General features: G+C 41.4%; 23 protein-coding genes. 15 read left to right on the plus strand and 8 right to left on the minus strand.

Annotated features, from left to right (window positions below; genetic code table 11):
- Nucleotide 1 precedes the first annotated feature (1 nt).
- From LEP1GSC185_RS17845 to LEP1GSC185_RS20060, 4 genes are all read left to right on the plus strand, one after another.
- Entirely contained in the window at nt 2–745 is a 744-nt protein-coding gene (locus LEP1GSC185_RS17845) for a hypothetical protein (RefSeq protein WP_008592328.1), read from the plus strand.
- Entirely contained in the window at nt 745–4,038 is a 3,294-nt protein-coding gene (locus LEP1GSC185_RS17850; protein ID WP_008592447.1) for an efflux RND transporter permease subunit, read from the plus strand. The genes LEP1GSC185_RS17845 and LEP1GSC185_RS17850 overlap by 1 nt, the downstream gene beginning before the upstream one ends.
- 69 nt (nt 4,039–4,107) lie before the next feature.
- Nucleotides 4,108–4,509 carry a hypothetical protein gene (locus LEP1GSC185_RS17855; protein ID WP_008592689.1) on the plus strand — a complete coding sequence of 134 codons (402 nt, stop codon included), beginning with the start codon at nt 4,108–4,110 and terminating at the stop codon, nt 4,507–4,509.
- Nucleotides 4,510–4,696: 187 nt separating this feature from the next.
- Entirely contained in the window at nt 4,697–4,840 is a 144-nt protein-coding gene (locus tag LEP1GSC185_RS20060) for a hypothetical protein (RefSeq protein ID WP_008592952.1), read from the plus strand.
- A gap of 108 nt (nt 4,841–4,948) precedes the next feature.
- On the opposite strand, the gene LEP1GSC185_RS17860 is transcribed toward LEP1GSC185_RS20060, so the two are convergent.
- The 5 genes from LEP1GSC185_RS17860 to LEP1GSC185_RS17880 form a co-directional block, all read right to left on the minus strand.
- On the minus strand, nt 4,949–6,535 hold the full coding sequence (locus LEP1GSC185_RS17860) for an outer membrane beta-barrel protein (RefSeq protein ID WP_010515481.1): 1,587 nt from the start codon (nt 6,533–6,535) through the stop codon (nt 4,949–4,951).
- 244 nt (nt 6,536–6,779) lie between these two features.
- Nucleotides 6,780–8,075 (minus strand): CCA tRNA nucleotidyltransferase, encoded by a 1,296-nt coding sequence (locus tag LEP1GSC185_RS17865; protein WP_008597180.1) that lies wholly within the window; start codon nt 8,073–8,075, stop codon nt 6,780–6,782.
- On the minus strand, nt 8,072–8,419 hold the full coding sequence (locus LEP1GSC185_RS17870) for a hypothetical protein (protein WP_008592062.1): 348 nt from the start codon (nt 8,417–8,419) through the stop codon (nt 8,072–8,074). Before LEP1GSC185_RS17870 ends, LEP1GSC185_RS17865 begins: the two co-directional genes overlap by 4 nt.
- Before the next feature lie 337 nt (nt 8,420–8,756).
- Nucleotides 8,757–9,152, minus strand: a complete 396-nt coding sequence (locus tag LEP1GSC185_RS17875) for a ribonuclease HI family protein (protein ID WP_008592055.1) — start codon at nt 9,150–9,152, stop codon at nt 8,757–8,759.
- A 5-nt stretch (nt 9,153–9,157) separates the two neighbouring features.
- The gene (locus LEP1GSC185_RS17880) at nt 9,158–9,469 is read right to left on the minus strand and encodes a hypothetical protein (RefSeq protein WP_008592116.1); all 312 of its coding nucleotides are present in this window, start codon (nt 9,467–9,469) and stop codon (nt 9,158–9,160) included.
- Between the two features lie 56 nt (nt 9,470–9,525).
- Here LEP1GSC185_RS17880 and LEP1GSC185_RS17885 point away from each other — a divergent pair, with 56 nt between their 5' ends.
- The 3 genes from LEP1GSC185_RS17885 (at nt 9,526) to LEP1GSC185_RS17895 (ending at nt 12,722) form a co-directional block, all read left to right on the plus strand.
- The gene (locus tag LEP1GSC185_RS17885; RefSeq protein WP_008592181.1) at nt 9,526–10,320 is read left to right on the plus strand and encodes an arginyltransferase; all 795 of its coding nucleotides are present in this window, start codon (nt 9,526–9,528) and stop codon (nt 10,318–10,320) included.
- A 165-nt stretch (nt 10,321–10,485) separates the two neighbouring features.
- Nucleotides 10,486–11,211 carry an SDR family NAD(P)-dependent oxidoreductase gene (locus tag LEP1GSC185_RS17890; protein ID WP_008592818.1) on the plus strand — a complete coding sequence of 242 codons (726 nt, stop codon included), beginning with the start codon at nt 10,486–10,488 and terminating at the stop codon, nt 11,209–11,211.
- Between the two features lie 17 nt (nt 11,212–11,228).
- Nucleotides 11,229–12,722: an FAD-binding oxidoreductase gene (locus tag LEP1GSC185_RS17895; RefSeq protein WP_008592943.1), complete on the plus strand. Its 1,494-nt coding sequence runs from the start codon at nt 11,229–11,231 to the stop codon at nt 12,720–12,722.
- A gap of 131 nt (nt 12,723–12,853) precedes the next feature.
- Here the strand turns inward: LEP1GSC185_RS17895 and LEP1GSC185_RS17900 are convergent, their stop codons facing one another.
- Nucleotides 12,854–14,383 (minus strand): LA_3751/LA_3752 family putative glycosyltransferase, encoded by a 1,530-nt coding sequence (locus LEP1GSC185_RS17900; protein ID WP_008592552.1) that lies wholly within the window; start codon nt 14,381–14,383, stop codon nt 12,854–12,856.
- Nucleotides 14,384–14,503: 120 nt separating this feature from the next.
- Here LEP1GSC185_RS17900 and LEP1GSC185_RS17905 point away from each other — a divergent pair, with 120 nt between their 5' ends.
- Both LEP1GSC185_RS17905 and LEP1GSC185_RS17910 read left to right on the plus strand, forming a co-directional pair.
- A complete protein-coding gene (locus tag LEP1GSC185_RS17905) occupies nt 14,504–16,150 on the plus strand; it encodes a hypothetical protein (protein ID WP_232298461.1) in 1,647 nt (548 codons plus the stop codon).
- Between the two features lie 94 nt (nt 16,151–16,244).
- A complete protein-coding gene (locus LEP1GSC185_RS17910) occupies nt 16,245–17,528 on the plus strand; it encodes an EAL domain-containing protein (RefSeq protein ID WP_010515483.1) in 1,284 nt (427 codons plus the stop codon).
- Between the two features lie 2 nt (nt 17,529–17,530).
- On the opposite strand, the gene LEP1GSC185_RS17915 is transcribed toward LEP1GSC185_RS17910, so the two are convergent.
- A complete protein-coding gene (locus LEP1GSC185_RS17915; RefSeq protein ID WP_008592271.1) occupies nt 17,531–18,691 on the minus strand; it encodes a DUF1577 domain-containing protein in 1,161 nt (386 codons plus the stop codon).
- Nucleotides 18,692–18,779: 88 nt separating this feature from the next.
- On the opposite strand from LEP1GSC185_RS17915, the gene guaB reads away from it, so the two are divergent.
- From guaB to LEP1GSC185_RS17930, 3 genes are all read left to right on the plus strand, one after another.
- Nucleotides 18,780–20,306, plus strand: coding sequence for an IMP dehydrogenase (guaB, locus tag LEP1GSC185_RS17920; protein WP_008592675.1), 1,527 nt, complete (start codon nt 18,780–18,782; stop codon nt 20,304–20,306).
- Nucleotides 20,307–20,387: 81 nt separating this feature from the next.
- Nucleotides 20,388–21,131 (plus strand): outer membrane lipoprotein-sorting protein, encoded by a 744-nt coding sequence (locus LEP1GSC185_RS17925; RefSeq protein WP_008592318.1) that lies wholly within the window; start codon nt 20,388–20,390, stop codon nt 21,129–21,131.
- Entirely contained in the window at nt 21,131–21,829 is a 699-nt protein-coding gene (locus LEP1GSC185_RS17930) for a 16S rRNA (uracil(1498)-N(3))-methyltransferase (RefSeq protein ID WP_008592379.1), read from the plus strand. The genes LEP1GSC185_RS17925 and LEP1GSC185_RS17930 overlap by 1 nt, the downstream gene beginning before the upstream one ends.
- Here LEP1GSC185_RS17930 and LEP1GSC185_RS17935 read toward each other — a convergent pair whose 3' ends face one another.
- A complete protein-coding gene (locus LEP1GSC185_RS17935; RefSeq protein ID WP_010515487.1) occupies nt 21,830–22,168 on the minus strand; it encodes a hypothetical protein in 339 nt (112 codons plus the stop codon).
- A gap of 102 nt (nt 22,169–22,270) precedes the next feature.
- Between LEP1GSC185_RS17935 and thiS the strand changes: the two genes are divergently transcribed.
- The 3 genes from thiS to LEP1GSC185_RS17950 all read left to right on the plus strand — a co-directional run bounded on the left by thiS (nt 22,271) and on the right by LEP1GSC185_RS17950 (nt 24,076).
- Nucleotides 22,271–22,471 (plus strand): sulfur carrier protein ThiS, encoded by a 201-nt coding sequence (gene thiS / locus LEP1GSC185_RS17940; RefSeq protein WP_008592479.1) that lies wholly within the window; start codon nt 22,271–22,273, stop codon nt 22,469–22,471.
- 7 nt (nt 22,472–22,478) lie between these two features.
- Nucleotides 22,479–23,147: a thiamine phosphate synthase gene (locus LEP1GSC185_RS17945; RefSeq protein WP_008592599.1), complete on the plus strand. Its 669-nt coding sequence runs from the start codon at nt 22,479–22,481 to the stop codon at nt 23,145–23,147.
- A gap of 98 nt (nt 23,148–23,245) precedes the next feature.
- Nucleotides 23,246–24,076: a WecB/TagA/CpsF family glycosyltransferase gene (locus LEP1GSC185_RS17950; RefSeq protein WP_010515490.1), complete on the plus strand. Its 831-nt coding sequence runs from the start codon at nt 23,246–23,248 to the stop codon at nt 24,074–24,076.
- The last annotated feature ends 70 nt before the right edge of the window (nt 24,077–24,146 follow it).

Here is a 24,146-nt window from a genome sequence, read left to right on the forward strand (position 1 = left end):
TATGAAAAGAATACTAAGTTTTATTATTATAATATTCTTATTTTCTTTTGTTTCTTCCGTTTATTCGGAGGAAAAGAAGAAGGACGAGAAAAACGAGAAGAGCGGAGAATATTCTCCGGAATGGACACCTGATCCGGAACGTAAGACCAGATTCGGAGAAGAGGAGAAGGACGACCTTACTCAGAAGTCACTTCCTAAAACTACGAACTTTTTCGTATATGGAGCGAGTATAGGCTCTCCCGGAAGTATCAATTTCAATCTAGGTTACTACTATAAAGATATCGTAATACGAGGATCAGGCGGACATTGGGGACCTCATTGGTGGGGTTGGCAGGCGGATCTAGGATTTAGTTTTTGGAAAACTTCGGTGATCGCTCATAGTGTTTCCGTGGTGCTCGGACAATTCCAAGTGGATCCTTTCGCTCCTGAGTTGGGAAGAGGCGGACAAACTTCTTATCCTACAGGTACTAATTTTCCAGGATACCAGCATAGAGATCCTACTTTCGAGGATCTGATCATTCGTTCTTATGTAGCTCAGCAGAATCCGAATCTTGCCACTTTTCTTGAATATGATAGTAGGGACAAACAGAAGGTAACTTTAAACCAAAGATATATAGGACTTACCTATGATTTCCTTTTAGGAAATTTCTTTTTGCAGGTTGGCGGCGGGATCGGAAGCGGAGATTATAAAAATCCTCAGCTTCTCATCCAACTTGGCTACCTGTTCGATACGAGGTCTTACTAATGATCAATAAACTTATAGAATCCGTTCTCAAGTACAGAATTCCTACCATCATCTCCTCTATTTTCGTTTCGATTTTAGGAATATGGGCTTGGACAGACATTCGAAAGGAAGCTTATTCGGATATCGCGGATACACAAGTTCGTTTGATCGCTAAATTTCCTGGAAAAGCAGCTGTCGAAGTGGAAGAACGGGTAACTCTTCCCATCGAAAGGGTTTTGAATGCGATCCCCAAAGTAGCGGTTCGCCGTTCAAGAACAATCAACGGTCTTGTAGTTTTCCAATTCGTATTTGAAGACGGAACGGACGATTATTTTGCCAGGATGCGACTTATGGAAAGGGTCGCGGATGCTGATATTCCTGAAGAAGTGCAGCCTGCTTTAGGACCTATGAGTTCTCCTGTCGGAGAAATTTTCAGGTATGTGGTGGAATCTTCCGGGAATCACACTCCGATGGAACTTAGAACGATCCAAGATTGGATTGTAATGCCGAAGATGCTTTCTATTCCTGGGATTGCGGATGTGGTTACATTCGGAGGTTTGCCTAAACAATTCCATATTGTAACTTCTCCTGATAAGTTAGTACGTTATAAACTTACGATTAACGATGTGATCCAGGCAGTTCAGGAAAATAACCTGAATACAGGTGGAAACCTTTTACTACAAGGAGAGCAAGGATTTCCGATCCGTTCTTTAGGTGCGATAAGAGAAGCGCAGCATATAGAGAATATCGTTGTAAAAACTGTGAACGGAGTTCCTGTTTTTATTCGTGATTTGGCCACAGTGGAAATTTCACATCCAATCCCGAGCGGTGTCTTGGGTTATACGGTTCGAATAGACGATCAGATCATGGATGTGGACTCGTCCGTCCAAGGCCTTGTGGCAATGCGTCGCTGGGGTGATCCGAACGAGATGGGAGATCGGATCCGTGCTAAGGTAAAAGAGATCAATGAGAACTATCTTCCTGACGGAGTACAACTTAGGACTACTTATGATAGAAGTGACCTTGTAAATTATACGTTACGCACTATTGGTAGAACACTTCTGGAAGGTGTGATGGTGGTCAGTTTGGTGCTTATCTTCTTCATAGGAAGCGCCAAGGCATCTCTCGTTGTAGTAGCGACAATTCCTTTCGCCTTATTGTTTGCATTCCTTTTGATGGATATGACCGGGATTCCTGCGAGTTTATTGTCTTTGGGGGCGATCGATTTCGGGATCGTAGTAGATGGCGCAGTCATCATGGTGGAAAACATTATCCGAAGATACAGGGACGCAACTCCGGCAGATAAGAGTAAAGGGATCATTAAACTCACTGCGGAATCCGCAGGAGAAGTTGGGACAGAAATCTTATTCTCTATTCTGATCATAATACTTGCTTATTTACCGATTTTTTCTTTCGAACGTATAGAAGGACGTCTGTTCAAACCGATGGCGTTCACCATTTCCTTTGCGATCCTTGGCGCCTTAATTTTTTCTATGACAGTCGTTCCGGTATTAATGACCTATATGTTCCGAAAATATTTCGAATCGGAGAGGCCTGGACCGATCGCATGGCATAATCCTTTTTACGCATGGGTAGAGGAACGTTATAAAAAGTTAATAGACTATTTGGTCGAAAGGTCCAAAAAAGTCGTCATTTATACATTCGCTGCCGTTACACTATTTTTAGGAATAGGTGGATACAAACTCGGAACAGAATTTTTGCCTGAGATGGACGAGGGCGGTTTTAACTTAAGGATTTTCTTTCCTGTAGGTATATCTCTCCCCGAGGCTCGCAAGTTTATGCCTAAGATACGGGAAACGATCTATAAAAACGAACAAGTAAGTGTAGTACTTTCTCAGTTGGGAAGGAACGACGATGGAACGGATCCTCTTCCCCCAAATCGATTGGAAGTTCTTGTAAGTTTGAAAGATTACGATGATTGGAAGGAAAGGATCACTAAACAAGAGCTTCTTCTTAGAATGAAAAACGACCTGGAGGCAACTCTTCCTGGAGCGAGGATCAGTTTCTCTCAGCCTATCATGGACAACTTGTCGGAAGCGATCATGGGAACCATTGCCGACCTTGCTGTTTTCGTATCGGGACAAGATCTAAAAGTAATGCGCAAGCTTGCTGAAGAAATCCTGGAAATTGTAAAGGACATGCATGGAGCCAGCGAATTCGGGATCGAACAAGAAGCGGATAGTCCTCAGTTAACAGTTAGGATCGATAGAGAAGCTGCGGCTCGTTATGGGATTAACGTAAGCGATATCCAACAAATGGTAGAGGCCGCCATCGGTATGCAGAGGATCAGCACTCTATACGAAGGGCCTTCCGATATTCCCCCAAAAACGCCTGCTAGATTCGGGATAGTAGTCCGATTCTCCAAAGATTATAGAGCTTCCAAAAGAGCGATAGAAGCAATGCCCATTATTTCGCCAAAAGGAGAAAGGGTCCCACTTTCTCAATTAGCGAAGATAACCTTGGAAGACGGACCTACTATGATCTTCCGCCAAGAGGGTAGAAGAACGATTACAGTCCGAACAAACGTAAGAGGAAGGGACCAGGGTGGATTCGTAAATGAACTCAGGAAGAAGATCCAGGCAAAGATAAAACTTCCGGAAGGATACGAGGTCCGTTACGGCGGGCAGTACGAGAACCTGGCTCGCGTGGGTAAGAAGTTAGCAATCGTTATTCCTGTCACGATCGCGATCATTTTCGGAGTGTTATTTTTACTTTATAGAAATCTAAAATACGTATATGTGGCCCTGGCTTGTCTTCCACTTTCATTAGTGGGTGGAATGTATGCGCTTTTATTCAGGGGATATTACTTTAACGTATCCAGCGGGGTAGGGTTTATTTCTCTTTTCGGGATTGCTACCATGTCCGGTGTACTTTTCGTTTCCAGGACAAATCATCTATTACAGGACGAACCGACCCTAACCACTAAGGAAGCGGTCACTCAAGCTGCGGTAATCCAATTACGACCAATGTTGATGACAATGTTGCTTGCTCTACTTGGATTGATCCCTGCGACACTTGCATCAGGAGTAGGCTCCGACGTCCAGAGGCCTTTGGCTACGGTAATTGTAGGAGGATTATTCTCCGCATTATTTCTAGTACTGAGCGTTCTTCCTTCGTTATATTTGGTGGTAGTCGGAGATAGAAAACATCCTGTCGAAGAGGAAACTTTCGAACTTCATCCGGAAGCATATGTTTCCTTATATGATGAAGAGGAAATAGAGGATGCTACACCTTCTCATAGGAACGGAAGTAAGAAATCAAAGAAGAAAGTTACCGTTAAGAAAAAGCGTTAACCTAAAACGGTTGACGCTTTTTGCGTTCATAGTATGCACTTAGGCCTAAATATAGATTAGGTGATGACTATGAATTTACCCGAAAAAATTTTGATCCTAACCGGAGTTTTAAATTTAGCGTACGGAAGTTTGACAGGATTTGCATACGCATTCGCAAGAATGAAGGCGGAATTCCCTTCTAGATACCTGCAGGCGGCACATATTGGCCCCTTAATGCAAGGAGCTATGATCCTAGGTTTGGTATTTGCATTTCAATATGCACTTCTCTCCGAAACCACCGCTTTAATCGGAGCGATCTCATTCGCAGTTTCTTCCGGATTTATAGCTTTGAAGGATACGGTGGATTGGCTCCAGGGGATCAAAGACGAATTCAAAGAAAATCCTGCTCTTGGGAAGATCCTGGGTGGAATTGGAGTCACCGCAAATTTGGTAGGGATTGCGATCATCGTTTATGGGGTTTTAGTAGCTTAATAGAAAGGATAAAATAGCGGGGTGCGGTCCAGAACTGATCGGTTATCCGACGTATAAATCATAAAAATCTATCTAGGGATTATACAATTTCTTAGATAGAATTTTGGAATTATGGACCAAGAAACAGCTAACAGCTCGAAGTTTTTTTTCATTTTTTTCGCTCTAAAAATCTTAAGAGGGATTTGAGATGAGCGAGGACTTAAAGGCAAAACTGAAAAAAGCAGAAACAGGCTTTTGGAAAAAAACATTCAGATCCTGTTGGAATATCCTTCCTCATTCTCTTAGAAGGCAATTGGTAGCCATGTCGGGACAATCGGATCTGGATTTTTGAGTAGTTTCCCTTCTTCTCTCCCTGCTTAACACTTTATCAATTCCTATGGAGATAAAAAAAGAGCGCCCTTTCGGACGCTCTTTTTCGTAGAAATCTACTGAATTCGAATTAATCGAACTTAGCGACGACCCCTAAGGTTATACCGTATTGGTCTTTGCTTTTCTCACCGGAAGAGGTTACGAATTGATAACCGGTTGCCCAGTCTCTTCTCATATCCAATTTGATGAGTAGATTCTCAGTGTAATTCCAAACTGGAGTAACAGTAAATGTTTTATACTGTCCGTAGTTGGAAGCTCCACCGTAATCTTTGTAGTTTTTCGGGTCTAAAGCTGCAAGTAGTTGGTCTGCAGTTAAGCCACCCAATGCAGGAGTAGCTGCAATGATTTGCTCTGCGATCGCTTTATCTTGAGCGTATTTTCCTGCATACCAAGAGTTAGCTGCTTGAGATCCTGCAAACGGGTTGAAGGTAGTCAGACGACCGTTGTTATGGCTATCGTCGATATACTCAACACGAACGTTAACTCCCCAAGTCTCACCGATCTTAAACTTACTGAAGATACCATATGCTTTATAAGAGCTTTTAGTATTTTCAGTTGTTACGGTTCCACCTAGGATAGTTTCAACTGTAGCTGCGCCTGTTGGGTTGTACTGTTGTTGTGCAAGGTTAGCTGCTGCTGCACCACCAGACTTCTCACTCCAAGTATAGTCTAAGTCAACTTGGATCCTGTCAGTAGGAGTGATGGATAAGATTGCATGGTTCATGAACCAATAATCTTTATTATACTTTGCTGATGGAGCAGTAAGAGCTGCTACAGCCGGGTCTCCGGTTTGAGCCGCTAATTGATCAGCTAAATATTGCTGAGTTGGATCGATCCTTCCAGTAGCACCGTCTTGAGAATACAAAGTGTTCCAAGTTACGGACAATTTGTCTTCAATCAAGGTTCCTTTTAACTGTGTTCCAATCGCTTTATGTTGAGTAGCTGCTTCGTAGAAGTAGTTATTCGTAGTGCTTCCGTCCGGAACCCCAGTTCTATAACCGGTACCACCACCACTGTTATACAGATAAAAGGTTCCTGCCCATTTGTCTGTAAATTGAGTGGTTAAGCGAGCACCGGTGTGAATGAACGGGATTGTGTTTTGGAAGATGGCCCCTATCGAGTAGTTAGGGTTGTTCATCGATTCTAACACTTCGTATCCAATATGCGTTGCCATTTTTCCAACGTCTAAGGTCATTCCTTTCAACACAGGGAAATACATACTGATGTATGCTTGTTTCAGCATGTTATAGTTGTAAATTCCGTTGTATTGAACGTAAGGCGCCTCTTGATAAGCGTTGTTTTGTCCGTTTTGGAAATCCACACGGAATCCCCAAGGGCTGGATTTTTCTGCGGTCTTTTGTACAGCAAGTGCTGCTGCGTTAACACCAAAGTTTTTGTTGCTGGTCTCGAATGCTCTGGTACTGTCTACGGCGCTTCCTTGGAGTGGGTTGTTATTGTACATGTAGTACACATCCACAAATCCAGAAAAGTCTACCTTATCATACCATTTCGTATCTTCAGGTTCTGGGGCTGGAGCAGCTTTCACTGCGCCTGCTGCCTTCGGGTCCGGCGTTTCCTTTTTCGGCTGGGCAAAAACCGAAGAGGCGGTCACCAGAGTAAAGGTAGCAATGAGGCTTGCTGTTTTTTTTCTCATCATTCTCCTAAATCTCCTATGCCCATAAGTATGCAACTTGCGTGCCAACTTGTTAAAAATAGGCAAAGAGACTAAATTAGGCTTAAAAACGATTCTAAATCAAATATTTAGTGTTCATATTTTATGAACTTTTTTATTTATTTTTTCAATAATGGCATAGTGCTTAAAAATTAAGCTCTATTGGAAGCTGAAAGGGGGCGAGTTTTGTAGGCACTTCGACAAAATCTCCCAAACTAAATCTTTCGGATTAGATGGAGTTCCGGATATTTTCCAGGAGGATGTTCTCTGAATTGAGGCTAGGATCTTGGAGAACGGAAAGCAAAGAGGATCGTAACACTTCTCCCAATTTAGGTGGAGGAATGTTTGGGAATTTTTCTCGGACTAGATTTCCGTTTATGCTTAAATCGGAGAGTAAAAGTGGGGGATTATTCTTCCACTCCTGCTCCGCGCTTGCGAGCCAGAATGGTTCTTCGTTCAAGAATGCGGCCCAAAGGAGAGAAACTTCTAAACACCAGTCCCAAAGATCTTTTTTTCCCGCAAATTGTGCGATCGGATGGAGTAAATGAGTGCGAAGTCCAGGAGAAGTTTTTAATTCTTCTTTTTGTTGGATGAGAGAATATAAGGTTTTTACTAAAAACTGAGAATCCTTGGTTCTCTGGTTGGAGAATTTCAATTCTTTAAAAAACAAGTTCGAGTCGGAAAACCAGTTTTGCTCCGAGAAACAGGAAATTAAAAAATAAGCAATTTTCGATTTTTCGGAAGCGTGGAGAAGTTTTGAAAATCCGTTTTTATGTTTTTCCCAATCCCCGGAATATAATTTCGTTTTACTGAATAATTCGAGAGTTTTATGTTTTTTTAATAGATCTAATCCACCGATCGGGTTTTTACTTTTTAGAACTTTTAAGAACTCATCGTGTATTCTTTCCGGAGAAACTTTCGCGGTAATTTCTCTGCAAGAGTCTATCGCTTCAGCGGTTTCGGGGTGGATTGTGAATCCCAATGAGGAAACAAATCGAATCGCCCTGACAGGCCTGAGTCCGTCTTCCGTAAATCTGGAGACCGGGTCTCCGATGGTCCTGATTAAGGAGTTTTGTATGTCTTCTAGTCCGGAATGTTCGTCCACTAATTTCTTTTTTTGAAGATCCAAGGCAAGTGAGTTCATAGTGAAGTCCCTTCTTTTTAGATCTTCGCTTAGGCTTACTCCGAATTGTACGGTTTCAGGCCTTCTTCCGTCTATATAGTCTTCGTCCTTTCTGAATGTCGTTAGTTCGTACGATCGATCATGGAATAACACTGTGATGGTTCCGTGTTTGATCCCTGTTGGTACAGTTCTTTTGAAGATCTTTTGTATTTCTTCCGGATGGATCGAAACCGCAAGATCGTATTCGTGAGGGATCTTATTTAAGACCAGGTCACGCACACTTCCTCCCACTAGATAAGCTTCTCCCCCGTAATTTCGTACGATGTTACCGATCTCTAACAGATCCTCTAAAAAAGGAGAAGGGATTTGGGAGATAAGTTTGTTCGGATCGGAGTGAATCATTCTTGTACGATCTTTTCCCAAATAGCCAAATAACGGTCTTTGAGAGCTGGGTTTTTGGAAAAAATTTCTTCTATTTGTTTTTTGGTTTTTTCGTCTACGGAGACTCTTAAGAAGGGAAGGTCGGATTGTTGAGAAAGAATTTGGTCGATCCTTCTTCCTGTTTCGTCCCAGGCGGTATTGCAGATCTCTTTGTATTCTTGGTCCGTATGTTCATTGCATAGGATCGCAAGTTCCAAATACTTTCCCTCTTTTTTCAGCTCTAACATTTTATCCAAGATGCTGGCCTTACAGGTTTGAAGAAAAAGAAAGAAGATCAGAAGGAGCAGATATCTGCGAGAGCTCATGCTTAGATTTTTTTTGAAAGAACTCTATTAGGAAACCATTTTTTATTTTAGAGTTTTGGGGCGGCTTCTTCGCTTCGCTCGGACCGGGCTACTACGGGTTCGCGCATTCGCGCTCATCCGGGCAAGCCCGGACTAAAGCCCTTCGTATCCCTGCCGCGGTTTATTCACGCAGAGGCGCAAAGACGCAGAGAGAGTAGGGTAGTAACAAGTAGAAATCAATCCGTGGCCTTTATGATCTCTGTGCGAGCCAAAAGATACAAAAACAAGCTTCTCACATAGATCACTGAGCGCCCAAGTTTTTCAATGTAGGAACTCCGACACGGCGGTCAGAATTAGATCAAGACTCGAAAGCCAGGTTTGCTAACTTATCCGCCCGTTTGTTCTTTTCGCGCGGAACATGATAGATGGTAAAAAGTTTAAGTTTGGAGGTGAGCGCTTTGACTTTTTCTTTAGCGATCTGTAAGTGAGGGGATTTTACCCTGTATTCCCCTTTGAATTGTTTTACTACCAACTCGGAATCCAGATAAGCAGTAATTTCGCCTGCACCTTGGGAAAGACAATATTCTATCCCAGCTTCCAAGGCTGCCCATTCCGCCATATTATTGGTTCCGTCGGAGATCCTACTAGAGATGGAATGTATTTCGGTTTCTTCTTCGTAAACGGCAACCCCGATGGAAGAAGGTCCCGGATTTCCTTTAGAAGCGCCGTCGCAATATATTTTGAACTTTTTCACCTGGCTTATTCTTGATCTTTAGATCCAAAAACGAACTGGAAAGGTCTCCAAAAAATTAAATACCCGATCAGGATCACTAGGGAAGCAAAAAAGGAGAGTATGCCTAAAACCAAAAATTGGATACCTCGATATAACTGATCGAATGTATGAGGGAAGAATAACCCTCCGATCAGGCAGAAAAGTCCGGCCGCTAATAAGGCGAACAGAACGAAAGGAAGGGATAAAAAATAGAAAAGATAGCTTAAGGCAGTGAATCCGAAAGCCAATCTATAAGCGTTCCAACGTGCCGGATGATCTATCATTAAACCAAATACCATCAATAGTCCTATCCTTCGGAGGCTTTGGTTTGGCAATGTAAAAATGGATCCGTATCATGGCAAAGATGAGGCTGGACTATTTTACATTCCTTGGTTCCCTCCCGGAAACTCCCGAGTCGGAATGTGCCTATTATCCGGAAAGGAATTCCAAGGTGAAAGGTTTCTTTTCGAAGGAGAAACTCCCTCGGGAGATTTTAGACGATCTTTTTCGTTTCGGTTTCAGAAGGTCCGGGACTTTCTTTTATCGAACCAATTGTTCCGCATGTTCTCATTGCCTGAGTTATCGAGTTATATTATCCGAATTTTTTCCTAGTTCGAATCATAGAAGGACGATCAAAAAGAATCATGATCTGACTTTGAAAATTTCTCCTCCTCTTATCGATCTAGACAAAAAGGATTTGTATGTGAAGTATCAAAAGTTTCGACATAGCGGAAGTTACGGTGAATCCGAATCTGAAATTTTGGAGAATATGAAGTTCCAAATGTACGAGGGTTCTGAAAATTCTGCGGAACTTCTTCTTTATAAAAACGATGTACTTTTAGGTTGGATCTTATTGGATCTGGGACTTGAGACTGTGTCCGCCGTGTATTCCGTTTTTGATCCGGAAGAAGGTAAAAGAAGTTTAGGAAATTTTCTGATACTTTCTTCTATTCTTTGGGCTAAGGAAAACGGGTTTAAAGAATTTCAATTGGGTCTTTTTCTTCCGGGTCATCCAAAGATGGATTATAAAAGGAATTGGAAGCCTGCGGAAATCCTGGATCGTGATACAGGTGTTTGGAAGAAGAGTGAATTTTTTCTTTCCGATTATTTTTTAAAGAATGGCCCAAACGGAGGGAGACTTACTTTTTAGTTTTCTCCGCGCCTTGGCGTCTCTGCCTGAGATCGAAGAAGTATTCATTGGCACGCAGAGACACGGAGCCGCAGAGATTTTCATTTTCAATTCCTTATAGCTTCCTCCCCAAAAACCGTCCAAATCAGGCTTGTCAGACTGGCCTTACGTCTCAGAAAGGTTGGTATGGCTAAAAAGATCATCGTAGTAGGCGCTTCTAGCGGCATCGGAAAAGAAATTGCATCTCAATTGATCGAACAAGGACATCAGGTCGCTGCTTTTGCAAGAAGAGAAAAGGAACTGAAAAAACTTCCTGCCTCCAAGGTAAAGAACTTATTCGTCAAACACGACGTTACTGAATATTCCAAAGTTCCGGGAGAGTTTGCGAAGGCCGTTAAGGCATTAGGCGGTTTGGACGAGATCTACTACGCATCCGGAGTGATGCACAGAGTTGGTGAGGAAGAATTCCCTATCGATAAAGACTTGGAAATGTTGGAAGTCAATCTTTTAGGTTGTGTGGCATGGTTGGATTCTGCAGCCGCTTATTTCCAAGAGAAGAAGGCAGGCAAAATTATCGGTATATCTTCCATTGCAGGCGATAGAGGCCGCAGAGGTAACCCGGTTTATAACGCATCTAAAGCCGGAATGACCACTTATTTGGAGGCTTTACGAAATCGTTTAGCGGTAAAAGGTATCCAAGTAGTCACGGTAAAACCCGGAATGATCGAGACTCCAATGACCGAAGGTTTACCTGGTCTTATGTGGCTCATCACAGCCAAGGAAGCTGCTCAAGTTATATTAGCAAAAGTGAATGCAGGAAAAGAGAACTTCTATGTGCCTGCTCGTTGGGCATTGGTTTCTCTCATCATTCGACTTATCCCTTCTTTTATTTTCCGAAGACTTTCCATTTAAGGAAAAGGTGATCTAAAATGGCAACCGCCTCTAAAAAAAAGACCGTTAAAAAAAGTGCATCCCCCAAAACTAAAAAAGGCGGTTTCGATCCGAAAGAGTTCGAGTCCCGTTTAAGTCCGGTCCAAAAAGTGGAAGCCTGGGGAATGAACCATTTTTCCAATAGTAAGGTTTTTTTACCCACTTCTATCCAAGACTTTAAGGACCTATTCTCTTACGCTAGAGACACGAATACGAAAGTTGCATTTAGGGGTGGCGGTTGTAGTTACGGTGACGCTGCCACCAATGAGAATGGGATCGTAGTAGATATCCGTAATTTTAACAAGATCTTATCTTTCGATCCTAAAACAGGGATCTTAGTTGCTGAGTCCGGAGTGACCATCAAACAACTTTGGGAATTCGGTATTGAAAGAGGATTTTGGCCTCCTGTTGTGAGTGGAACAATGTTCCCAACTTTAGGCGGCGCTCTTTCCATGAATATTCATGGGAAGAATAACTTTGCAGTCGGGCCGATAGGCGATCATGTCCAAGAGTTTACCTTTTTAAGTCCGGATGGAAAAGAATCGGTTTGTTCTCCTAAAAAGAATTCTGATCTATTTTACTCTGCAATTTCTGGTTTCGGAATGCTTGGCGCTTTCCTAACGGTAACAATCAAACTCAAAAAGATCTACTCGGGTAAAATGAAAGTTTGGCCGGTCAATACCGCAAACCTGCAAGAGATGTACGATTATTTCGAAAGAGAATACAAACAATCCGATTATCTTGTCGGTTGGGTGGATTCATTTGCTTCCGGAAAAAGTTTGGGAAGAGGCCAGATCCACAAAGCGGTTCATTTCAAAGCAGGAGAAGATCCTGATTTTCCTGAAAATTGTAAATTGGAGAATCAAATATTGCCGAGCACATTTTTAGGGATCATTCCAAAGTCTTGGATGTGGCTCTTTATGTATCCGTTCAGCAATAATCTCGGAATGAGATTTGTAAATTTCGGGAAATGGATCTCCGGATTTTTGAATAATAACAAACCGTATCAGCAAGGACACGCGGAGTATGCTTTTCTCTTGGACTATGTTCCGAATTGGAAATTTATGTACAAGCCGGGTGCTATGATCCAATACCAAAGTTTTATTCCGAAAGAGAACGCGGTCAAAGGTTTTGAAGAGATCCTGAGTCTTTGTCAAAAAAGAGGGATTGTTAACTGGCTTGCAGTATTCAAGAAACATAGACCGGATAAGTTTTTACTTACTCATGCGGTTGACGGCTATTCCATGGCGATGGACTTTCCGGTTACCAAAAGAAATAAGACCAAACTTTGGGAACTGGCCAAAGAAATGGATGAGATCGTTGTGAAGAGCGGAGGTAGGTTCTATTTTGCAAAAGATAGTACTCTTCGCCCAGATGTTTACAGAAGATCCATGCCTAAACAGAATTTGGAAAAATTCAGAGCGATGAAGAAGAAGTTAGATCCTAAAAACCTTTTAGAGTCTGATTTGTTCAGAAGGGTCTGGGGAGAATAGATCCGATTGTGGAGCCGCTATGTTGGAATTCCAACATGCGCGGCGGTTTGCTCAAGGATCCGTGTAGGAGTTCCTACATCGAGTAAGAATGCTTTGTCGGAATTCCTACACGGCATTACCTCTCTTTAGGATTATTTCTCTATTTTATAAAAATCTAAAGTTTCCATATTGATGGAAGGGCTTTGGTAAAAGTTTCTATTCTTAAATTCGAATTGTTCCGATTTTGGGACCAGAACTTCTTTCGGATAAGAATCCTTAAATCCAACCACAGTTACTTGGGTTTTGCCGAGTTGGTTCAATTTTTCTAAAAGTAAATCGAACGATTCGGCAGAATCAATTTCATATACTTCTCTTTCTTCTCTAAAAGAATTGGACGGTAAAAACACGGAACCTTTTCTATAAATCACGATCTTGGAAGTATGATCGCTGAGTTCTTTCTGTTCGGTGACAACCGATTTAGTAAATTTATAATATAATCTATCGAATACGACCCCTCCCACAACGGAATAGAAAATAAGAACGATGGAGGTAATCTGAAACGGTTTGCTGAGTTTTTCCCAATTCTTTTCTAAAATCGAAAATAAAAACAAAAGTAAAAAGGGAAGGATCGTTATTAAGAATCTAGGCCCGAATAATACTCCCTGCCAAAACTTAGTGGATGTCAAAAGTCCAGAAAGAAGTATGAAAATCCCTAATCCGTATAGGACCCGAGTTAAAGTATCCGATTTCGGTTTCCATAAAACTACAAATATTAGTGCGGGATACGCTCCGAATAATCCTAAGGAACCGTTTCCTAAGAACACCAATTGTCCCAAATAATAGACCTGCGCAACCAAGTCATAAGAAGAGGAATCTTGCAGATATCCTCTGGAGCCTAATGGATGTCCTACTACCGAATAATTGATTGCCGCTTGCAGGAATAAGAATGTTCCGAAAGTAAATGGAAATAGAGCGATTTTTGGATTTCTGAATATTCTAAAAGCATAAACTATCGAAAGACTTGCGGCTAATAGGATTGTTTCTTGTCTAAAAAACGCTGCGAATCCGAAAAATATTCCCGCAAGTACTAGGTTGGTGGACCTGGAAGATGCTTCCTCTTTGAGCAGGAAGTAAATTCCTTGGGTGACTCCATAAATGGCGAGTACAGTTTCGGAGAGATCCGTGGAGAATAGACTAAATGCGGAACCTAAAAGTAATAAGATCAAAAATAGAAATTTGGATCTTTCCTTTAGTCCTAATAATTCGGAAATTTGAAATAATACCTTTAAAGTTAACACTCCGAAAATTAAGGATAAAAAGAAACTTCCGAATCTTCCCATCAATAGAGCGAATGGATATTGGATTGCAGTATAATAAAAAGGAAAAACATAAAAACATTTTCCTTTATAAACATGGGTCATAGTAGACCCTTTTTTCAGATCCAAAGGTAGAAATCTGAACTCAGGATCTATTTCTTTTCCGGAGTATCTGCAGGAAAAATCCGGAAAACCGTTATGCAGAAGATCCGCAAGTTGTTGTTGTTTGATCGCTCCGTCCCCGACACGAATTCCTGTTTGGTACTGCCATACTAAAAATAAGGATAAAAATACCGTTCCAAAGATCAGAAAGCCTGAAAGTTTACCGGTAAAAGAAGAAATCCTGGAAAGAAGACGATTGAACATTCTGCTAAGAAGTCTTGTTAAAATCCAGGGTCAAGAAGAAATCCCTAAGGGAAGTTTTGGACCGTATTTTGCATCCGAATTCTGAATGACATTAGGATTCCGAATGTTTCTTTGGAGGTTGTGAATTCAGTCTTAGAAAAGATCCGCTCCTTCTTCGAAAAGCCACTTCCTAAATTCTTTTTTCCGATCTCATGTATTCTATTCGTCTATGTCGTAATCGTAAATTCCTGGGTCACAGAGGATGCCTATATTAGTTTTAGGACTGTGGAAAATTTTCTAAATGGATTTGGGCTTAGATGGAATACATATGAAAGGGTCCAGGCATATACTCATCCTCTCTGGTTATTCGGTTTGATCCTTCTTTCCTTTTGGACGATCCCAGTATATTATTCTTCTTTAATTCTTTCTTGGATTTGTATCGGAACAACCGTTTATCTTTTATTCTTTCGTTTTGGAAAAAAGGAAAGGGGATTTTTTAGAGGTTCTTGGATCTTTTTGGTATTACTGACCTCTAGGGCATTCGTGGATTTTTCCAGCTCCGGTTTGGAAAATCCACTTTCCTTCCTCCTTATAATTTTGTTCCTAGAGAAGGCATTCGATCTGGAGAATAGGTCGGAATTTCGCGATATTTTTCTTTTTTTCTTTTATCTCTCTTTGTCTTATCTGAACAGACAAGATACAGTTCTTTTAGGGCTTCCCTTCCTTCTATATTTGTACAAACCCTTGAAAGATAAAAGATCCTATGGTATTTTTTTCGGGGCGAGTGCGTTAGGTGTTTTGCCCGTTCTTCTCTGGTCAGTATTTTCATTAGTATATTACGGATATCTATTTCCGAATACAGCCTATGCAAAGTTGAACACGGATCTGACCATTTCTCTCCTATGGCCCTACGGTATGGACTATTTGGAGAATAGTTTTCGCTGGGATATTTTCACTTCTATTACGATCGGCTCTGCAATTTTTCTTTTACCTTATTTTCTTTGGAAGAAGAAGTTTTTACATGCGGCCCTGTCTGCGGGAATCGGGCTTTATATTCTATATATCTGCTCCATAGGCGGGGATTTTATGGCAGGAAGATTTTTTGCTCTTCCGTTTGTGGCATCAGTATTCTTGTTTGCGGAGCTTTCTCTTACGTTTATTCCCAGAGTGAGCGTTCTATTTTTCGTCGCCTTATTCTTGTTAAACCAAAATTCCTATTTGTATATTACAAAAGACTATACAAGGCTCAGGAACGATGGAGAGATCCAAGACGAAAAGGGTGCTTATTTTAGGAGCACAAACTTTATACGCTCCATAGGATTCCAAGAATTTCCGACTCATGGTTGGGCAGATGTTGGCAGAAAGTTCAAAAAAGCCCCTAAGGACCAGGACAAGGCGTGCGCGACGATTAACGTAGGCTTTTATGGCTATTTTGCGGGGGAAAATCGTAAGATTATTGACTCCAATGCTTTAACGGATCCTTTATTAAGTAAATTGAAATCAGTTTCTAACTGGAGAGTCGGGCATTTTACTCGGAATATTCCTTTAGGATACTTAGAATCGGTTAGTTCTGGACGGAATCAGATCCAAGATTCGGATCTAAAAGTATACTATGAGCGGTTGAAATTGTTAACCGAATCGGAAGATCTTTTCACAAAAGAGAGATTTATGGAAATTCTCCGAGAAAACTCAGGCGGTAATAGAAATTTGATACAAAATTCCGAGCCAAGAACTCCATGGACGGGAATTCCGGAAGGTTTTCGCTGTGGACTGGGGGTCGGTTACTAGTTTAGAGGTTTTCATTCTTCTTTTATCTTAGGACCCGAACTTTTGATTTTAAATTCTTGATCCTTCTTCCAGGGTTTTCATTTTATTGTTAAGAATGAGTGAAGGAAGAACTTCTTGGAATGCATCCAAATGGCGGGAATGGTTTTCCGAGGGTGAGATTGTTCCTTACTTCCAACCCATTTTATCCGTCGAAAAAGATTCCATCTTCGGTTACGAGGCTCTAGCTCGTTTTATAGATAGGGAAGGCGCTGTCCATAGTCTCGGCCCATTCTTCTTGGCCGATATTCCCCATTCTTTTTCAGTTATCGAAAGAGAAGAATTCAAAAATCTTAAATTAGAAATTGATAGGACCATTCGCAAAAAAGCGGTGGAGAAGATCAGTAATACTCCAGGCCTCGATCCCAAAACAAAACTTTTTCTGAATATATCTCCTTCTTTTATGCAGGACTATCTTTCCTCCAAAACGGATGAGGAACCTTATACTTTACAGATCGCAAAAAGTTCCGGTCTCGACCCTAAAAGGATCGTGATCGAGATTGTAGAAGAACATTTTTCAGGTGAAATAGATCAGCTAAAACCATTGATCAATCTATACAAACGATCCGGATTTTTAGTGGCGATAGACGATCTCGGCTCCAAATCCTCTAATTTGGATCGGATAGGCGCTTTACACCCTGATATTATAAAAGTGGACCTCGGACTTATACGTAGCTCTGTCGCCTCTCGAAATTTCCAAGAGATATTATTCACTCTATCTAGACTTGCCGAAAGTTTAGGATGTTCTCTTTTATTCGAAGGTTTGGAAACAGAGACGGAACTTTACAATGCTCTCACATATGGAGCCAGATTTTTGCAAGGTTTCTATTTTGCCGAGCCTGGCCCTGAGTTAATGGATATCAACGGTTTGAGTATCCGATTCTCACAGCTTCATGAATTATTCTTTAATTATAAGAAATACCAGTTGTTACGCAGGATAAAAAAGGAAAAGGAGCTAGAAGATCGTCTGGAATCCTCCGGCATAGAAGTTATCTCTTCTAACGGGATTGTAACCGTTAAATTAAGAAATTCTTATCTACTAGAAAAATCCGTTTTTAGGATGTATGTAACTAATCATGAGGGGAGACAACTTTCTCCGAACTATTCCGGGATCTCCGATTCAGGAATGTTGGAAGACGATTCTTTTGTGGGAAGGAATTGGAGCTGGAGACCTTATTTTTTGGAACAGTTCTATAAGAATGCAAAAGATTCTTCCGGTGGTTGGATTGCAAGTAACCCGTATTACGATCTGGAAAGTAATCTGCTCTTAGTCACTTATTCCAAAAGAATGGAAGAAGGAAATGTTCTCTTCGTAGATGTACGAATGTGGGATTTTCCTTAAGTTTAGCCGACTTTTACACCCGCGTCTGAAAGCATACGATTTACGTTGTCTATAAAACGTTTTTTCTCTCCCGGCCTTGCAGAGTTCCCTTCCAAGGAAAGTCCTACATATAAGTTTCCATCGGTATCTCTTGCAATGGAACGAACTACTCCGTAAGCGGTGATCGGAGATTGCATTTTGAAAAATATGTCGAATGTAAATCCTTTTCTTCTAGGTAGCTCGCTATTTAGATCCGGATGATTGATCTTAACTCTTAAACCGCCTGTGGAAAGATCTATTACAGAGAATCTTTCCTTTACTAGAATTGTATTGGATTCTCTGATACGATCCACCATATCAAAAGTAAGAGTTTTGATCTCCATTACTTCGGAAATATCAATTTCTCTAGTCCTATTTTGGGCATGAACATAGCCGATAGGAATTGCCTGCTCGTCATGGTTGATGTAGATAACCGGAACGATCAGTTCGGATTTGATCTTTTGGTTGGCGTATTCTATGATCTTTTTACGAACATCATCCTCGTCTCCAAGCTCGTGTTCATAATCTATGAATCCGTTCGGATCGGATGATTTATAACAATCCGGTTTTTGAGTATTCGGAATATATAATATTTTACCTGTCTTTTTGACTAGGTCGAATTTATCTCCGATGGAGTTGAAAACGTCGATTTTGACTATATCGAACTTAGGTTTGAGAGTTCTTTCCGTATCCGCAAAATTCACTTTTACGGAAGTAGGGATATTGAATAGGTTGGCGTCGATTGTGGTCCTGCTAGTACGCAGGTTTGTGATCCAAACACTTCCTTCCGGAGGTTTGATCCGAGTGAATTTTCTCTCTCTGCTTGCGATGGAAACATGTTCCACCTGCATTATATACTGATTATTCGGTTTTTCTTCCAGAACCTCGCACTCTAATTCGACGTATCTAGCGAGTAATTTGTACAAAACAATATGAGCATTCAGCTTAAATTGTTCGGCCATTCGACCTTGTACTAAAATTTTTGTGGCGTCTTTGTTGACGGAGAGGAGTTGAACGGATTCATGAGTTTCCGTATCCCTTACGAGTAGATCTGTTTTAAGTAGAAATTTTCCAATGATATGGAGTCTTTTACCAGGATCTGTGATGAACTCTTTATCTCTTTGTTTCCTTTGAACCTTTTCCATTAAATTCCTAGGTCGATCGGATTCCGGCGGAAAATTATCTTGATTCCAGCCTTTGGCTTCGTTTTGATGTAATAGGTAAGGTACACTAATGTCAAACCAATCTTACCGAGACTCCCAATTTTTAGACGGCCTATCCGGCGAAGAACTTTTCAGCATGCAAATCGGGCTCACTTATCGGGACTTTTTAGTCCTGCCCGGTTTTATCGATTTCAATCCTTCCGAAGTTGAACTAGAGACTAGATTAACTAAAAAGATCAAACTTAAGAAGCCGTTCGTAAGTTCCCCAATGGACACTGTGACCGAGTCCTCCATGGCTATCGCACAGGCCCTTATGGGAGGGATAGGAATTATCCATTACAATAATACTGTAGAAGAACAGGTTGCTGAAGTCAGCAAAGTGAAACGTTTCGAAAACGGTTTCATTTCCGACCCGGTTGTTCTCGGACCCAAAAATACGATCCATGATCTGGACAGGATTAAAGAAACTTTAGGATTCACCGGAATTCCGATCACTGCAGACGGGACCAGAAATTCTAAATTGGTTGGGATTGTAACTAATCGAGACATCGATTTCGAAAGAGATCGTTCCATTCCAGTCGAAAAAGTAATGACCACGGATGTGATTACAGGAAAAGCAGGAATCACTTTAAAAGAAGCGAACGATATCATCAAAAAAGAGAAGATCGGAAAACTTCCTATCATAGACAAAGACGGAAAACTTATCTCTTTAGTAAGTCGTTCCGATCTGAAAAAGAACAAGGAATTCCCGGACTCATCCAAGGATGAGAACAAAAGGCTCAGATGCGGCGCTGCGGTATCCACCTTACCTGAATCTAGGGACAGAGTCGCTGCACTGTATGAGGCCGGAGTGGATGTGATCATCATAGACTCCGCTCAAGGAAACTCGATCTATCAGATTGAGATGCTCCAATTCATTAAGTCCAATTTTAAGAATCTAGAAGTGATTGGCGGTAACGTGGTCACTCGAGGCCAAGCCGAAAATCTGATCGGTGCTGGTGCGGACGGACTTAGGATCGGAATGGGCCCAGGTTCCATCTGTATTACCCAAGACACAATGGCTGTGGGAAGAGCCCAAGCAACTGCTGTATACCAGACTGCTGCCCACGCGGCAAAACATGATGTTCCCGTAATCGCTGACGGTGGAATTTCCAATATTGGAGATATCGCAAATGCTTTGGCAATCGGAGCTTCCGCATGTATGATGGGCTTTATGTTCGCTGGAACTTCTGAGGCTCCAGGTGAGTATTTTTATGAAAATGGAATACGTCTCAAGAAATATCGGGGAATGGCAAGTATAGAGGCCATGAAAGCCGGTGGAGACAAACGGTATTTCAATGAAGGCCAAAAAGTAAAAGTGGCCCAAGGAGTCAGCGGCTCAGTAGTGGATAGAGGTTCGATTCTGAATTTTATTCCATATTTAAGCCTGGGATTACGACTTTCTTTTCAGGATATGGGATTCCGTTCCGTCCAAGATTTACATCAAGGTCTCCGAGAAGGAAAACTCAGATTCGAAAGAAGGAGCGAGTCCGCTCAAGCCCAAGGTTCCGTTCATAGTCTTTACTCTTATAGTGCACCTAGTTTGAGAGCAGAATGATAGAACCCTTGGGTTTGCCGGGAAGGAAAGGTTTTGAAAAAGTTTCATCTTATTTCGATAATCCTAATATTCCCGATTTTTATGACTGGGGAAATTTCCCACGCTCAGGCCCCGCCAGATAAGGCAAGAGTCGCTCAGGAACTCGTAGCTAGACTAGACCAAGCGCTCCTAAAGACGGATGGTTTAGTTAAAGCAAACCTGATACTGATCAAAAAGACGGGGGATTCCTGGACCTGGGATATTAGTATTTTCAGAAAGGGAGAAGATTCTCTCTCCCTATTCGAAAGTAAAGGACGCGGTCTAGAATATAAGATCTTATTTAAGGAAGACGGAGAATTGATCTTCGCCTTCAATGCACTTTCCCGTAAAATTTTCAAAAAGAACGACGAAGAAAAATACGAAAACCATCTGAATACAGGATTCAGTTTTGTGGATCTGGCGGGAACTTCTTACCAAGCGAATTATAATCCTATCGTACAAAGCGATTTGGACATCGCAGGAAAGAAGATGAAACGAGTAGCGCTTCGACCTATTGTTCCTTATTTTTATTCCAAACTCATCCTACTTTTGGAACCGGACACATTGAGACCGATCCGTTTGGATTTTCATGATAAAGACGGGGTACTTTATAAAACCATGAATATAAAGTATGGTCCAGTTAAGGTAAAAGCAAAACAAAAGGTCACAAAAGAAGATATAGTCAGTAGATTGGAAATGTTGGATCTGAATACCGGTGCTATCAGCGTATTGGAATATACTGAAGTTGACCGAGACGTAAAGCCGGATCCTTCCTTATTCGAATTAGATAACTTAAATAGATTATAATGTCCTCGGAAGAGATCGTTTTTTTTCGACCTAGATATTCTCCTTCTCCCGATCTGAAGCTTGAAGGAGAAGAGATCTCCCATCTAAAAGCGCTCAGAGTCTATTCTGAGGAAAAAACCGTAATTATCAAAGACGGTGCGGGGATAAGTTTTGCCTATAGTGTACCTTCTTCTTCTAAAATAGGAAATCTGATCGGTACTGAAAAAAAAGAAAAACCTAAAGTTATAGCAAAGATCGCGACTGCGATCCCGAAAGGAAATAGATTAGAATGGCTCATCCAAAAAGGAACCGAGCTTGGGATCACAGAATTTATTTTTTTAGTATTTTCTCATTCGGACAGAAAGGATCTAAATCCGGAAAGGCTCTTAAAGGTTGCTGCGGAAGCTTCTTCTCAATCCGGTCAGGATTTTTTGCCTGAGATCAAAGGACCGGTCTCTCTTACTAAATTTTTAGAGGAGTCTCAGTCTAAAAAAGAGGAACTTCTTCTTTTTGATCCAAGATCTGAAATAAGCATCAGTCCTGAAAACATTCGGAACAAAACGGTTTTGATCGGACCGGAAGGTGGATTTAGAAAAGAAGAATTGGAACTGATCTCTCAGTTTGGAATACTATCTGTGAATGTGGGAGAATCTATTTTGAGAATAGAGACCGCTGGAATTTTTGCGGCCTCTTTATTTAGGTTAGGAAATTTGCGCTGATTACTGACCGAATCCGGTTGCGCCTAAGATTAGAACGCAAGTGTTCAAATAATTATCACAATCACTTTTGCAACTTTGGGACAATTGGAAACAGAGTGTAGAAATATTGCAGCTCGTATTACAAGAAGAAAGGCAGGTGTTCAAACCGGCTAAATTAGTTGTAGTGACCGAGGTGCCGTATTTATTTTCGCAAGCATTCTTACAGGCTGGATAAGATCCGCCTGTGCAGTTTGCATAGAAAGTCGCCAAAGCATTTCCCTTGATATCTCTCTCTCCGGTATTACATGAGAAAATACCTATAAGTGCGATTGTTAGTAAAAACGGGAGAAATCGGGTCATATAAGTAAATCGTTTTCGGCCCGGACAGAACGGTAAACTAAAAAACATTCGACGTTAGCGGAGAATCTAAAGGAATGAAGTATCTAGACCGAGGTGCATGGAATGATCGTAAACGGTAAGGAATTCTCTCTCCGGGAACTTTCTTCTCCGGATTTATTTTCCCTATTAGAATCCTTAAAATTGAAACCGGAAACGGTAGCAATCCAGAAGAATGGAGAGATCCTAAAAAGGGACCATTGGAAGAATTCTTCCCTAGAGGAAGGGGATAAGATAGAGATCCTCAAATTTGTAGGAGGGGGTTGAAACGTTTTTGGAATTCCCACTTAGGCCCAGACATAGTATCTGGAGAGCACCTGGCATTTATCCAATCCTAGATCTAGAATATTGTTCCAAATTCTCCAAGGACCCGGTCCGTATCGTGGAACTTTGGAGTTACCAGAGAGAATGGATCCCATTCTATCAGATACGTGCTAAAAAAGAGACAACTGAAACATTAAAGAATGTTTATAAAAGCCTGATAAAGGCCTTTCCTGATTTTCCGATCATACTAAACGACTTTTGGGAAGAAGCGTTGGAATGGAAATGTTTCGGGCTCCATATCGGAAAAGAAGATTATGCTTCTCTATCTTTAAAGGATAGGAAGAAGGTCCGATCCAGCGGATTATACCTTGGTACTTCCTGTCATAATTCCGAAGATATTTCCGGCCTAGAGCCTGAGGTTTGGGACTATACCGGACTTGGTCCAGTTTATATTACAAACTCCAAGGATACGGAAGATGCTCCTGTCGGCCTTTCCGGCCTAAGAGAAGCCTTACAAATTGCTAAAATACCTGTCACTCCGATCGGCGGGATCGGCCCTGAACAGATCAGGGAGCTATCCGAGTTAGGTCCATTATCCTATGCAATGATCGCTTCCGCTTCGGAAAGAGATTCCTTTTACGATTGCATTCATATCCTTAAGGAGATAAAAAATCCGTAAAGGAACTGAGACTGGGAAACTGTTTCTTCCATCTTTTTGGAGGGTCTGGATCCCAAGTTTCAATTGACTCCCAAATTATGTCCAATAAGATGATCCCTATGAAACAGCCAGGGGAAATACGCCATCTATCTGCAAAGGATGATCGCGACTACTTACTAGATTATCAGACCCTGAATGTGGATGATCTGGAAAAGGCTCCTATTTTAGGTGTGCCTTTTGATAATGCCAGCTTAGATGAAGCAGTGGCAAAAATTTATCATCTCATGGAAGAAAAGGATAAATTCCACCATGTTCTTCTTTTGGATCCGATCAAGACAATGGCTCTTCGCAAAGGGAAGAAGTTACATCGGATTGCGCAAAAAGCTAGTCTCATTTTAGCAGAAGGTGCCGGTCTACAATGGGCCGCTAAAAAATTAGGCGGGGAATTAAAAGAAAGAATTCCCACAATCGCACTTATGATGGACTTGGTCCGTCTTTGCGAGCTTAGAAATTATTCCATTTTTCTTTTAGGCGGAAAGGAAGAGATTGTAGAGAAAGTTTATTTCAATCTTTCTAGACATTTTCCCGGCGTTCGTATCGTAGGCCGTCATGCGGGATACTTAAATACTCAACGTGAGTTGCTCGTTAAGGAATCTATCCGCAAGACCAGCCCGAATATTATATTTCTTGCAATGGATTTTCCGGACCAAGAGATTTGGGTAGAAAACAATACCGCATTTTTCGGTCACGCAGTCGTGATCGGAGTTGGCCCCGCTATGGACATTCTTTCCGGAAAAGTAAAAAAGGCTCCGAATGTTTTCAAACTCAAAGGTCTAACTTGGCTTTGGAGAATTATGGTCCGCCCTTGGAGACTGATCCGACTGAGCAGAATGTTCGGATTCTTTATCATAGTAGCAATTAAGTCCCTTTTTGTAAAAAAGAAGAAGTAATTATTTCGGATTCTTTATGCCACGCAGAGGCGCAAAGACGCAGGGTTTTTAAGAATACTGGTGTAGGAGT

This window comes from Leptospira licerasiae serovar Varillal str. VAR 010 (assembly GCF_000244755.1).
GTDB lineage: Bacteria > Spirochaetota > Leptospiria > Leptospirales > Leptospiraceae > Leptospira_B > Leptospira_B licerasiae.

What these genes read in the sequence shown, in the direction of transcription:
- LEP1GSC185_RS17880 (WP_008592116.1), bottom strand. Translation starts at nt 9,469, where the DNA reads ATGGTATTTGGTTTAATGATAGATCATCCGGCACGTTGGAACGCTTAT.
- LEP1GSC185_RS17860 (WP_010515481.1), bottom strand. Translation starts at nt 6,535, where the DNA reads ATGATGAGAAAAAAAACAGCAAGCCTCATTGCTACCTTTACTCTGGTG.
- LEP1GSC185_RS17890 (WP_008592818.1), top strand. Translation starts at nt 10,486, where the DNA reads ATGGCTAAAAAGATCATCGTAGTAGGCGCTTCTAGCGGCATCGGAAAA.
- LEP1GSC185_RS17870 (WP_008592062.1), bottom strand. Translation starts at nt 8,419, where the DNA reads ATGAGCTCTCGCAGATATCTGCTCCTTCTGATCTTCTTTCTTTTTCTT.
- LEP1GSC185_RS17910 (WP_010515483.1), top strand. Translation starts at nt 16,245, where the DNA reads ATGAGTGAAGGAAGAACTTCTTGGAATGCATCCAAATGGCGGGAATGG.
- LEP1GSC185_RS17895 (WP_008592943.1), top strand. Translation starts at nt 11,229, where the DNA reads ATGGCAACCGCCTCTAAAAAAAAGACCGTTAAAAAAAGTGCATCCCCC.
- LEP1GSC185_RS17850 (WP_008592447.1), top strand. Translation starts at nt 745, where the DNA reads ATGATCAATAAACTTATAGAATCCGTTCTCAAGTACAGAATTCCTACC.
- LEP1GSC185_RS17930 (WP_008592379.1), top strand. Translation starts at nt 21,131, where the DNA reads ATGTCCTCGGAAGAGATCGTTTTTTTTCGACCTAGATATTCTCCTTCT.
- LEP1GSC185_RS17950 (WP_010515490.1), top strand. Translation starts at nt 23,246, where the DNA reads ATGAAACAGCCAGGGGAAATACGCCATCTATCTGCAAAGGATGATCGC.
- guaB (WP_008592675.1), top strand. Translation starts at nt 18,780, where the DNA reads ATGTCAAACCAATCTTACCGAGACTCCCAATTTTTAGACGGCCTATCC.
- thiS (WP_008592479.1), top strand. Translation starts at nt 22,271, where the DNA reads ATGATCGTAAACGGTAAGGAATTCTCTCTCCGGGAACTTTCTTCTCCG.
- LEP1GSC185_RS17855 (WP_008592689.1), top strand. Translation starts at nt 4,108, where the DNA reads ATGAATTTACCCGAAAAAATTTTGATCCTAACCGGAGTTTTAAATTTA.
- LEP1GSC185_RS17925 (WP_008592318.1), top strand. Translation starts at nt 20,388, where the DNA reads ATGACTGGGGAAATTTCCCACGCTCAGGCCCCGCCAGATAAGGCAAGA.
- LEP1GSC185_RS17915 (WP_008592271.1), bottom strand. Translation starts at nt 18,691, where the DNA reads ATGGAAAAGGTTCAAAGGAAACAAAGAGATAAAGAGTTCATCACAGAT.
- LEP1GSC185_RS17845 (WP_008592328.1), top strand. Translation starts at nt 2, where the DNA reads ATGAAAAGAATACTAAGTTTTATTATTATAATATTCTTATTTTCTTTT.
- LEP1GSC185_RS20060 (WP_008592952.1), top strand. Translation starts at nt 4,697, where the DNA reads ATGAGCGAGGACTTAAAGGCAAAACTGAAAAAAGCAGAAACAGGCTTT.
- LEP1GSC185_RS17885 (WP_008592181.1), top strand. Translation starts at nt 9,526, where the DNA reads ATGGCAAAGATGAGGCTGGACTATTTTACATTCCTTGGTTCCCTCCCG.
- LEP1GSC185_RS17900 (WP_008592552.1), bottom strand. Translation starts at nt 14,383, where the DNA reads ATGTTCAATCGTCTTCTTTCCAGGATTTCTTCTTTTACCGGTAAACTT.
- LEP1GSC185_RS17865 (WP_008597180.1), bottom strand. Translation starts at nt 8,075, where the DNA reads ATGATTCACTCCGATCCGAACAAACTTATCTCCCAAATCCCTTCTCCT.
- LEP1GSC185_RS17935 (WP_010515487.1), bottom strand. Translation starts at nt 22,168, where the DNA reads ATGACCCGATTTCTCCCGTTTTTACTAACAATCGCACTTATAGGTATT.